An 11,371-nucleotide genomic window follows, 5' to 3' on the forward strand; every position below is an offset into this window, starting at 1 on the left:
GAAATGGAATGTCGAGTGAAAATGAAAATGTGGTGTGGCATGGACATACTGTCACATTTGAAGAGCGCTGCCAGCTGAAACAGCAGCAGCCCGTTATTTTGTGGTTTACCGGATTGAGTGGTTCCGGTAAGTCGACCATTGCGAATGCGGTGGAAAGCAAGCTGCTGGAAAACCAGCGCCATAGCTACCTGCTTGATGGCGACAATGTTCGCCACGGCCTGAACCGTGATTTGGGTTTCTCCGATCATGAGCGGGTGGAGAATATCCGCCGTATCGGCGAGGTGGCTAAGTTGTTTGTCGATTCCGGCACCATTGTGCTGACGGCGTTTATCTCGCCGTTCGTCGCTGATCGCGAGCAGGTGCGGGCGATGGTTGGGCCAGGCCAGTTTGTCGAGGTTTTCGTGGATACCCCGCTGGCGGTGTGTGAGCAGCGTGATCCTAAAGGGTTGTACAAGAAGGCTCGCGCCGGTGAAATCAAGCACTTCACGGGGATTGATTCGGCCTATGAGCCGCCGCTGGCACCGGAAGTGCATCTGCAAACCGAGTACTTGTCAGTGGCGGAGTGTGCCGACAAGGTTGTCGCTTACCTCTTGGAAAAAGGCTACCTACAGTGAAGCACTACGATGTATTTAATGGCGATGCCGATGGGATCATCGCCCTGTTGCAGTTGCGTTGGGCCGAGCCGTGCGATGCCGAGCTGATCACTGGGGTCAAGCGTGATATCAACTTGCTGACCCGCGTCCCGGCCGATGCCGGCTCGGTGACGGTGCTGGATATCTCGATGGAGAAGAACATCGGTGCCTTGTCGTCGCTGCTGGCGAAGGGCGTGCCGGTGGTCTATTTCGACCATCACCGCAGCGGTCAGATCCCTGATAGTCCGCTTCTTGATGCCACGATCGATTTGGCTGCTGAGACCTGTACCGCGCTGCTGGTCGACAAGGCGCTCGACGGCCGCTTTGCCCACTGGGCCATTGCCGGAGCCTTTGGCGACAATCTGCTACGGGTAGCTCGCGACAAGGCGGCGCAGTGTGGCCTTGACGAGGCACAAACGGCGTTTTTGCAAGAGCTGGGCACCCTGATTAATTACAACGGTTATGGCGCGACCCTGGCCGATCTCCACATTGCGCCGGGGGATCTCTTCCGTGCGCTGCAGGCGTACCCTGATCCGTTTGCGTTGCTTGATGACCCGGCATCGCCGTATTATGTCCTGAAAGCGGGCTACGAGAGCGATTTGCAGAACGTGGCCGATTGCCAACCTGCGTACCAGAGTCGCACCGCCTGTGTCTATATGTTGCCAGCGCAGCCTTGGGCGAGGCGGATCAGCGGGGTATTCGGCAATACCCTTGCCAATGATGAGCCTAACAAGGCCCATGCGGTGCTGATTGAAAACCCGTCGTTGGATGATGCCGTTGCGCAGACCTATACCGTGAGCGTGCGTGCGCCGCTTGCCGCGCGAACCGGTGCCGACGAAGTTTGTTGCCAGTTTGTCACCGGTGGTGGCCGTCAGGCTGCCGCAGGGATCAACGCGCTGCCGTTTGATCAATACGATGCGTTTGTGGATACGCTCGATAAGTTTTACCAACAGTTGCTATAACGATAACAGGAACAGCTATGTCACATTCATCAGAGCTCATTCGATCCGATATCGAAGCCTATCTTAAGGTTCATGAGAACAAGGATTTGCTCCGATTCCTGACGTGCGGCAGTGTTGATGACGGGAAGTCAACGCTGATTGGTCGTCTGCTGTATGACAGCAAGTTGATCTATGAAGATCAGATGGCGGCTATCGAGAAAGATTCGCAGAAGTTCAATACCACCAACGAAGCCTTTGATCTGGCCTTGCTGGTGGATGGCTTGCAGTCGGAGCGCGAGCAGGGGATCACCATCGATGTGGCCTACCGTTATTTTTCGACCGACAAGCGCAAGTTCATTATTGCCGATACTCCGGGGCACGAGCAGTATACCCGCAATATGGCCACTGGTGCGTCGACCTGTGATTTGGCGATTGTGATAGTCGATGCCCGCCACGGAATTCAGACCCAGACCCGACGCCACAGCTTCATTTGCAGCCTGCTGGGGATCAAGCACGTTATCGTGGCGATCAACAAGATGGATTTGGTCGATTACGACCACGATGTCTACCAGAAAATCAAAGATGACTACCGCGAGATGGCCAAGCACTTTGCGATCAACGATATTCGCTTTGTGCCTATTTCGGCCCTGAAAGGCGACAACGTGGTGAAGCCTAGCGAGCATATGGACTGGTATCCAGGCGCGCCGCTGATGAAGCTGCTGGAAACGGTCAAGATCGACAAGGACAAGGATCTCGAAACCATGCGTTTCCCTGTCCAGTACGTCAATCGCCCGAATTTGGATTTTCGCGGTTACTGCGGCACGCTGGCATCGGGGACGATCCATGTCGGTGATGAAGTGCTGGCCTTGCCGTCAGGGAAGCGTTCGACTGTGAAGTCGATTTACACCTATGATGGCAATTTGCTCAAGGCGCAGTCAGGTATGGCTATTACCCTGACACTGGACGATGAGATTGATATTTCTCGTGGCGATATGCTGGTTCATCCTGAGAACCAGCCGGTTTGCACCAACAAGTTTGTTGCCAATGTGGTGTGGATGGACGAGGACAAGCTGAAGATCAACCGCGATTACGGCTTTAAGTTCGCCACCAAGACGTGCAGCGGCAAGCTGACGCAAATCCTCCATAAGCTCGATGTCAACAATTTGGTTGAGCATGAACACAATGCCACGACTCAGGAGCTCAATGAAATCTCGTTGGCCAGTGTAGTGTTGTCCGAGCCTGTGCCGCTGGATAGCTATACGGCCCTGCCGAAGACCGGTTCGTTTATTATCATCGACAAGATGACCAACGTGACGGTGGGTGCTGGTATGGTGAAATCTACCGATGCGGTTGGGGATACTAAGGCCGAGGAGCGAGTCTACACTGAAGCAGAGAAAGCGCTTAACCTGTATATTCGCACCCATTTCCCTGAATGGGACTGCAAGGCCGTTTAATGCGTGAGAGGCTCTCGGTGAGCCGCATACGATGAGCGTCACAGTAAAAACCTACCGCTAGCCGGTAGGTTTTTTTATGAACGCAGGGAGGGATTCGGGTTATTTGGGGATATGGAAACGCTTACGGTCAAGGCATTCAAATGAATAGGCGTTATGGCGCTCCCGAAATGTCGAGAAGCCTTTGCCGAGGCAGTACACCCCGTTTAGCTCGTTGGCATAGGCGAGGGTATCGTGGTTATGCAGCAGGAAGTAGCGGTTGTCGTCGCATGAAATCCGCATTCTGCCGTTTTTGCTTCGGGCGAAGGTATGTACCTTGGCCGTTGATCCGCAGAGGTCGAAGCCGAGATTGACGTAGTCATCGGCATGATCATCAAAGGTAGCACCGCAGCCACTGACGGTCATCGCGATGGCCAATCCAAGTACGTTGCTTATTCTCACCATCATCTCCTTAGGTCTGCTTTTTCCTTCTAACGATAGTGTAGTATTTGTTGCATTAATTTGCGTAAAAGGTTGCCACTTGTCACAAATATAATCTGGCACCTACAAGGTAATACATGTGACGAATTTGCCGCCTGTTTGGTGAGGCCGATAGGGCGGAGAACGAGAATTGCGGTTGTTGCAGATCGATCAGCGATAGCTGTTGCGACGGTCTTCACGACGAATGGATTTGGCCATTTGGTCATATTTTTCAAGTTCATCAAGGAAACAACTGAATTTTACGGCGAACCATAAAACGTAATTCAGGAGCTGCTGGGCAAGGTTGCCAAAGTGAGCCTTTGTGTGCATGAGTACCTCCTGATAATGAGCGATTTTGCTGTCCCTTAGCGATCTTTGACCTCGGCATTTTTGATGCGCCAATTGTGAAAGCCGCTGTGTAAATTGATTATAGGTAGCCAATGTACTGCCTGGCGTGGCAATTATGCAGGTGTTGCATAAATGTGACACAATTTTGTGGTGATGCTTGCAGCTGAGTCGTCGTGAAGCGCTTTGTTGCAGCGAAAAATAGTGATGCGGGTAAATTGGCAAACAGCCTAACCGTAGCCGCTGACCCGTTATTGTCAGCAGCATAAGGCGAGGCTGAAGAGGCGAGGGCTGGGCTTATTTTTTGATGTTGTCCATCTTAGAGTAGAAGCGAGGCATGATGCTGGCTTGAAGTCGGCGGATAAGCGCGGTGATCCGCCAGATATAACAAATGGTAGTGTAGTAAAGGGCGAAGGTTGCCATGAAACCGGCAAACATGACGTAATCGGCAACCCCGTTTATTTCGCCAATGATCCCGATAAGAGCAAGGCTGGCGGCAAACAGGCAGATCATGCACAAGGTCATGGTCGGCGACATGCCGAGGCGCTGGCAGATATGGTGCAGGTGTTCGCGGTCAGGCTTGAAGGGGGACTGCTTCTTGCGCAGACGGCGGATCATAATCGTTGCCATGTCCATCAGCGGTAGGGCGATAACCCACAACGCGGTGACGGGTTTGAAGCTGGCCTGCTCTGATTGCGTGCCGTGCAGTAGTAGCCACACCACAGTGAATCCGATGAAGACACTGCCTGCATCGCCCATGAATATTTTCCATTGTTTGCCAAAGGGAAAACCGAGGTTGAGCATTAGGTAGGGGATGGTGGCAATGACAATAATTTGACAGAAAGAAAACAAATCTGTGTTGCCTGCAAGCATGAATAAAAAGCCAAGTGCGGCGAAACTTATTACAGACAAACCACCGAGTAGTCCGTCTATACCATCCACCATATTGAAAGCATTGATAGCACCGGCTACGGCAAGAACGGTGATGGCATAGCTAAGTGCATTAGATAAGGTAATATCGCCAAATCCGAAAATATTACCCAGTTGGGCCAATTTCAAATCACTGACGATAATCAGGCTAAATGACACCGCGACTTGGACGGCGATCCGGAATTTCACGCTAATATCAAGCTTGTCATCGACCGCCCCAACGAGGACGAGTATGCTCGATAGTATTAAATAAATATTTGAATCAATAGTATTTAATGGGGAAGTTAGCACGCAGGTAGCGACGCTGGCAAAAATGGATAAGCCACCGATTAGCGGTATCACCCCCTGATGATGTTTACGTTCGTTGGGGGTATCGACAAGCTGTATTTTCTTCGCCATGTGCCAGAGCACATAGAGTGCGCAAAATGACGCCAAAAAGACGAAGTAAAGCTGACTTTCCATTGATCTTCCTTATCAAGGCTTTGGTTTTGTAAATGTTATACTGGTTGCATAGATCGAAAAAGTCATACATTCAAAAGAATTCAAAGGCTAGACAAAATTCACACATTGAATACTGCTTTGTTGCTGCCCTTATGATTTAAGTGTAGTCATTTTTTTGACTTTCAAGTTTGGGCGTTGTGTTACGTTAATCCCTCATGAATGAACCACAGGGATTATTCATTCTTTTTTTCGTGAAGTGAGTCGGGAGAATACCCCATCAGGCTTTTGCCTGCGGGGAGTTTTGCCATTATCGCTCGGTATATTTCTTGAAGGTGAAACCATGCAAATCATTCATCATGGCGCCCACTCGGGTGTCACGGGATCCTGTCACGAGTTACGCATTCAGCAACGCGGCATTCTTATCGATTGTGGCTTGTTTCAGGGTGATGAAAAAAATGGGTCATTGGATATAGAGTTTCCGGTAGATCACATCGACGCCCTGTTACTGACCCATTGCCACATCGATCATGTTGGCCGCATTCCTTGGCTATTGGCAGCGGGATTCCGCCGTCCGATTTACGCCAGCGAGGCAACCGCCGCCTTGCTGCCTCTAATGCTTGACGATGCCCTGAAGATTCAGCTGAAGCTGGGCAAGGAGCAGCGCAGTACGTTTATTAATTTGGTCAGCTCCTTGCTGCGCCCGGTACCGTTCAACTGCCAGGCGGTGGTGACACTGGCCGATGGTGGGCGGGTGAAGGCCTGCTTCCGTCAGGCGGGCCATATCCTCGGCTCTGCATATATCGAATTGGAGCTGGCTGATGGCAAGGTGGTGGTCTTTTCTGGCGATCTCGGCCCATGTGACACGCCGTTGCTGGTCGATCCGGTTCCTCCGCAGCGTGCCGATACCCTGGTGATAGAAAGCACCTATGGTGATCGGTTGCATGACAATGTGACTGAGCGGAGCTGCCGCTTGGCGGAGGTGATTGCCAAGTCGTTAGTTGATGGTGGGTCGATCCTGATCCCGTCGTTCAGTGTCGGTCGAACCCAAGAGCTGCTGTTTGATATTGAGATGATTTTGAGCGAGGTCGCTGCCAAGGCAGAGGCTGATGCAGAAAACCAGAAATGGGACGGCAGAAAAGGCCGGGGCAAGAGCGCCGGGCGGGCAGTTGGCAATTTTAACTGGTCAACATTGCCGATTATTTTGGATTCGCCATTAGCCGGAAAAATTACCGAGCAGTATGAGGTGTTCCAGCGTCTATGGGCCAAAGAAGCGAAGCACAGGGTGTTAAAAGGGCATTATCCGCTTTCTTTTTCGCAGTGCGTGTCTATCGAGAGCCACGAAGAACATATTAAGCTGGTCAACCGCTTGCGCCAGAGCGGAGAGCCTGCGGTGGTCATTGCCGCCAGCGGGATGTGCGAAGGGGGACGGATTGTCAATTATCTCAAGGCGCTGTTGCCCGATCCCCGTACAGATGTGGTGTTCATCGGTTATCAGGCATGGGGGACGACCGGAAGAGCTTTGCTGGAGGAACCTGCTGAGATCGACATCCAGCGCGAAAACATACCGGTGAAGGCGAAGATCCATCAGATTTCCGGTTATTCAGCTCATGCGGATCAGGCTGATTTGCTGAAATTTGTCGAGGGAATAGAGGTAGGGCCGGAGCAGATAAGGGTTGTGCACGGGGATGCTCCGGCCCAGCAGGCCTTTGCCGCTCAATTGCGCCGAGTGAAGCCTGATAGTGAAGTAGTGGTAACGGCTAATATCGATAAGCCGGTATCTTTGACCAGCTGATATTGGGCGGGCGATCAGACAGGTACACTTGATGTACGGTGAGACGTCGGGTGTCTCACGGGCTAGGCTCATAACTGAGACGGCGGATTTGGTTCTCCATCTATAATTACAGACATATTAATAATAATGGGTTTGGTAATGTTAGAAGGGGAACCATGATGTTTAAATCATTGGTGGTAATGGCATTTGCCAGTTTGATCTGTTTCACGGCTGTTGCGGCGGAATCGGGGCAGCCAGCCCAAGCAGCTTCGTCCTCGGTGCCTTCGTCGTCAACCGCATCGTCGTCGCGCTCGGCAGTTCAGCAAACAACGCAAGCAAATGCCCAGTCGGCAGCGGCCCAAGCCAGTGCTGAGGTAGAGGCAACCGGCAAGGCGGCGGGGATCGACACTGCATTTGCCGCATCGGCCGGGGGGATCACGGCCACCGTGTTGGCGTTGGGGGCAGCAGCGGTTGTTATCGCGGTTGCGGTCTCTGATACCGGCGGTGATGACGACAATGCCCCACCGGTAACGGCAGAGGCCGAGTAGATGGCACTCCGGCCGAGATAAAATAGAAGATAAAAGAAAGACAGGCAGCGAAAACAAAGCCCCCGGCATTTCCCAATGTCGGGGGCTTTGTTGTTTATGAACTTGCCTGAACGGCGATCGACAAAGAGCCTTAGAGCTGCTTGCCTTTGACCAGCTTGCGCACCCACATCCGACCCGGATGCAAAGCCTCCAGTACGCTGACAGGCAGCGGTAGTGGATCACCGCAGATCTGCGATGCCAGTAGCTCGCCAAGCAGTGGGGCTGAGCTCAGGCCGCGTGAACCAAGGCCGATCATGGCATAGAGGTTCGGGTAGGTCGGCACGCGTTCTGCGTTGTCCTGTTCATTTTTAAGGTTGTCGTACTGGCGCAGCAGGTCGTCGTAGCGGCACACGTCGCCGACAAACGGTAGGTGATCACGGCTGGCACAGCGGATTCCGACGCGAGCTTGGTTGGCTGACATATCAATGGCGGCAGGCCAGTCGGCTTGCGGCAGGCAATCAACCAGACGTTGTTTGTTATCGGCATGTTCGCTTTCGCTGAAGTCCAGTTCGGTGCTGCCACGGCGGTAGCTGGCACCGATGCAGTGGCTCTCGCCGCTGGCATTGACCGGCGTCAGGTAGCCGTCATAGCAGAGTACGGTTTTCAGCTCGCCCAGCGATGGGTTGGTCGGGATATGGCTGACTTGGCCGCGCACCGAGTAGGCAGGGATCGGCTGGGTTTGCGGGTAGTCGGCAAAACGGTGGCCGTTGGCAACAATCACGCACTCGTGGCTGTAATGGTTGCCCTCGCTGTCGCCTAGTTGCCACTGGTTTGTCTGGCTGTTGTGCTCAAGGGTGGTGATATCGCACCCGGTCTTGATGGTGAGCGAACCACATTGTTCGGCCATTGCCAGTAGCTCTCGGGTTAGCTCTTGTGGGCACAGCCAGCCGCCAAGCGGGTAGTTGACGCTGGCATGGCCGGTTGCCACGCCCGTTACGGCTTGGGTTTGCTCGTTGTCTAGCTCGCGGATCAGTGCGTCTGGGAAGCCGCCGCTCATCATTTTGGCGAGCTTGCTGGTGGTGTTGTCGTCCCATGCCAATTGGGTTACGCCGCTCCAGCCGTGGGCGAAGTTGGCTTTTTCGGCCGCTTGCTCGACAAACTGGCGGGCATAGAGGAAGGCCGGAGCGAAGAAGCGCGACAGAGCATCGTTGGATCCGTTAAGCAGCGGGTATACCGCTCCCTGTCGGTTGCCGGATGCACCTTCTGCGAGCTGGCCGTCACGGCAGTACAGGGTGGTTGCAACGCCTCGGCGAGCCAGTGCCAATGCGGTAGTGGCCGAGGCGATACCGCCACCGATGATGGCGATAGCATTGCCATCTTGTCGCGAAGCCGCCTTGCGGTGATACCACGGCTTGGTGTTGGCCGGGGTGTGGCGCTCGCTCAGGCTGCCCGCGATCATTTCCCGCTTTTTGCCGAAGCCTTTGACTTTCCACATCTTGAAGCCGGCATCGAGCAGGCCTCGGCGGACAAAGCCCGCAGCGGTAAAGGTGGCAACCGTGCTGCCTTGGCGGGCCAGTTTGGCCATGCCGTCGAACAGGCTCTGGCTCCACATTTCAGGGTTCTTGCTCGGGGCAAAGCCGTCAAGGAACCAGGCATCAACGATGCCGTCGTCGCCGGTCCATACCTGCGGCATACAGTCTTTGATATCACCGAACCACAAGTCTAGGGTAATCAGGCCATCTTCGAGTACAATACGGTGGCAGTCGGCAACGGCTGGTGGATAATGGGCGTGGAGCTGGCTGGCCAAGTCGGCCAACTCCGGCCATGACTCATGCGCCTTGACCAGATCGGTCAGGGTGACGGGAAACTTTTCGAAGCTGATAAAGTGCAGCTCGCGCAGGGGGGCATCGGGGTTTGCAGCCCGGAATGCCTTGAACCACTGCCACACCGCCAGAAAGTTTAGGCCGGTTCCGAAGCCGGTTTCGGCCACGACAAAGCGGCGGTGCTCGCTTTGTTCCCAGCGTTCGGGCAATCCGTTCTGCTTGAGAAATACATAGCGGGTTTCTTCGAGGCCATTGGTGTTGGAGAAATACACATCATCAAAGTCGTTGGAAACCGGTGTGCCGGCATCGTTCCAGTCCAGTACCGCGTTTTCGATACGGGTACGACTGGTTGTAGTTGACGGTTTGGCTGAATCTGACAAGGGAAGAAACCTCATTGTTGCAAGTGGTTAGTGTGCCAATGGTATTCGTTGGCGAGCGGGTTTTGTGTACAAAACACCCAGTGAACACCCTGTTGGGCGGGGATTGTACCCGATCAAAAGGAAAGCTGACCACTTTTGCGGGCTAAAGCCGTTATTATCCACTTAGCAAAAAGAATGTCTTGGCGTAAGTAGCCGCTTCTGCCGTTGGCCCTGATGGTGAATTTATCAGGTCGGCACGGTATATTTTACGCGATAATGATAAGTGAACATCCACGTTATACCCAAGTTGGCGCAGAGTGGCCTTTGCAGGCAGCCGTTGCCGTCCATACTGAGATGACTTGGGTATAACAGACAGTAGGAATACATCATGAAACGAGCCGTAATTACTGGCATGGGTATTGTGTCCAGCATTGGTAACAACGTGGAAGAAGTGCTGGAGTCTCTGAAAGCGGGTAAGTCCGGTATTACTTTTTCTGAGCAGTTTGCTGAGAAGAATCTGCGCAGCAATGTGTGGGGCGATCTGAAAATCACACCGTCTGAGCACATTGACCGTAAGAAAATGCGCTTTATGGGTGATGCGGCTGCGTACGCTTACCTTTCTATGGAGCAGGCCATTGCCGATGCGGGCTTGTCTGAAGACCAAGTTTCCAACGATCGTACTGGCCTTGTAGCCGGTTCGGGCGGCGCTTCTGCGCTTAACCAGGTTGTTGCGACTGATACTATGCGCGAAAAAGGCGTGAAGCGTGTAGGTCCTTACATGGTACCGCGTACGATGTCTTCAACGGTTTCGGCTTGTTTGGCTACACCGTTTAAGATCCGTGGCGTGAACTACTCGATGAGCTCTGCGTGTGCGACATCTGCTCACTGTATCGGCCATGCGGTTGAACTTATCCAGCTAGGCAAACAGGACGTCATGTTTGCAGGTGGCGGTGAAGAGCTTGATTGGTCAATGACCATGATGTTTGATGCGATGGGCGCGTTGTCTACCAAGTACAACGAAACTCCTGAGCAGGCATCTCGTACTTACGATGCTGATCGTGACGGTTTCGTTATCTCTGGTGGCGGCGGCATGCTGGTTATCGAAGAGCTTGAGCACGCATTGGCGCGCGGCGCGAAAATCTACGGTGAAATCGTGGGTTACGGCGCGACATCTGACGGCTACGACATGGTTGCCCCTTCGGGCGAAGGTGCGGTGCGCTGTATGAAGATGGCGATGCAGGATCTGGATGCACCGGTTGACTACATCAATACCCACGGTACATCTACGCCGGTTGGCGACCTGAAAGAGCTGGGCGCGATCCAAGAGTTGTTCGGCGAGAACAGCCCTGCGATTTCTGCGACCAAGGCGATGACGGGCCACGCACTGGGTGCGGCAGGTGTTCACGAGGCGATTTACTCAACGCTAATGCTGGACAACAACTTCATTGCACCAAGTATCAATATCGTGAATTTGGATGCGGCTGCTGAAGGTTTGGACATTGTTACTGAGAAACGCGATCAGGAATTGAAGACTGTAATGTCGAACAGCTTCGGTTTCGGTGGCACTAACGCGACATTGGTTATCAAGAAGTTCGAAGGCTAATCGGCCGTCGACACGCGAATAATACTAACTTTTGTCATTATCCAGGATCGGCACCGGCAAAGGAGCCAGCCTAACAGCCTTTAGCGGGG

At 53.4% G+C, this 11,371-nt stretch carries 10 protein-coding genes; 6 read left to right on the plus strand and 4 right to left on the minus strand.

The features are described from left to right. The first annotated feature begins 8 nt into the window (after positions 1–8). From cysC to cysN, 3 genes are read left to right on the plus strand one after another with little or no spacing between them, the layout of a single operon-like run. Entirely contained in the window at positions 9–614 is a 606-nt protein-coding gene (gene cysC / locus ACSF8X_RS06935; RefSeq protein WP_047880128.1) for an adenylyl-sulfate kinase, read from the plus strand. Continuing rightward, positions 611–1,594, plus strand: a complete 984-nt coding sequence (locus ACSF8X_RS06940; RefSeq protein WP_500851014.1) for a DHH family phosphoesterase — start codon at positions 611–613, stop codon at positions 1,592–1,594. The genes cysC and ACSF8X_RS06940 overlap by 4 nt, the downstream gene beginning before the upstream one ends. A 17-nt stretch (positions 1,595–1,611) precedes the next feature. Continuing rightward, a complete protein-coding gene (gene cysN, locus ACSF8X_RS06945) occupies positions 1,612–3,027 on the plus strand; it encodes a sulfate adenylyltransferase subunit CysN (protein WP_047880126.1) in 1,416 nt (471 codons plus the stop codon). Between the two features lie 99 nt (positions 3,028–3,126). Here the strand turns inward: cysN and ACSF8X_RS06950 are convergent, their stop codons facing one another. The 3 genes from ACSF8X_RS06950 to wecA form a co-directional block, all read right to left on the minus strand. Then, positions 3,127–3,471: a hypothetical protein gene (locus ACSF8X_RS06950; RefSeq protein WP_053062534.1), complete on the minus strand. Its 345-nt coding sequence runs from the start codon at positions 3,469–3,471 to the stop codon at positions 3,127–3,129. Positions 3,472–3,654: 183 nt separating this feature from the next. Then, positions 3,655–3,813 (minus strand): hypothetical protein, encoded by a 159-nt coding sequence (locus ACSF8X_RS06955; RefSeq protein WP_157037885.1) that lies wholly within the window; start codon positions 3,811–3,813, stop codon positions 3,655–3,657. 312 nt (positions 3,814–4,125) lie between these two features. Beyond that, complete coding sequence (gene wecA / locus ACSF8X_RS06960; RefSeq protein WP_047880125.1) at positions 4,126–5,220, minus strand: UDP-N-acetylglucosamine--undecaprenyl-phosphate N-acetylglucosaminephosphotransferase; 1,095 nt, start codon at positions 5,218–5,220, stop codon at positions 4,126–4,128. 319 nt (positions 5,221–5,539) lie between these two features. On the opposite strand from wecA, the gene ACSF8X_RS06965 reads away from it, so the two are divergent. Continuing rightward, the gene (locus ACSF8X_RS06965) at positions 5,540–6,991 is read left to right on the plus strand and encodes an MBL fold metallo-hydrolase RNA specificity domain-containing protein (protein ID WP_047880124.1); all 1,452 of its coding nucleotides are present in this window, start codon (positions 5,540–5,542) and stop codon (positions 6,989–6,991) included. A gap of 155 nt (positions 6,992–7,146) precedes the next feature. Further along, positions 7,147–7,518 (plus strand): hypothetical protein, encoded by a 372-nt coding sequence (locus tag ACSF8X_RS06970; protein ID WP_500851015.1) that lies wholly within the window; start codon positions 7,147–7,149, stop codon positions 7,516–7,518. A 130-nt stretch (positions 7,519–7,648) separates the two neighbouring features. Here the strand turns inward: ACSF8X_RS06970 and mnmC are convergent, their stop codons facing one another. Further along, positions 7,649–9,700, minus strand: a complete 2,052-nt coding sequence (mnmC, locus tag ACSF8X_RS06975) for a bifunctional tRNA (5-methylaminomethyl-2-thiouridine)(34)-methyltransferase MnmC2/FAD-dependent 5-carboxymethylaminomethyl-2-thiouridine(34) oxidoreductase MnmC1 (RefSeq protein WP_500851016.1) — start codon at positions 9,698–9,700, stop codon at positions 7,649–7,651. Between the two features lie 367 nt (positions 9,701–10,067). On the opposite strand from mnmC, the gene fabB reads away from it, so the two are divergent. Then, positions 10,068–11,282, plus strand: a complete 1,215-nt coding sequence (gene fabB / locus ACSF8X_RS06980; protein ID WP_047880121.1) for a beta-ketoacyl-ACP synthase I — start codon at positions 10,068–10,070, stop codon at positions 11,280–11,282. The last annotated feature ends 89 nt before the right edge of the window (positions 11,283–11,371 follow it).

The organism is Photobacterium panuliri, assembly GCF_059920555.1.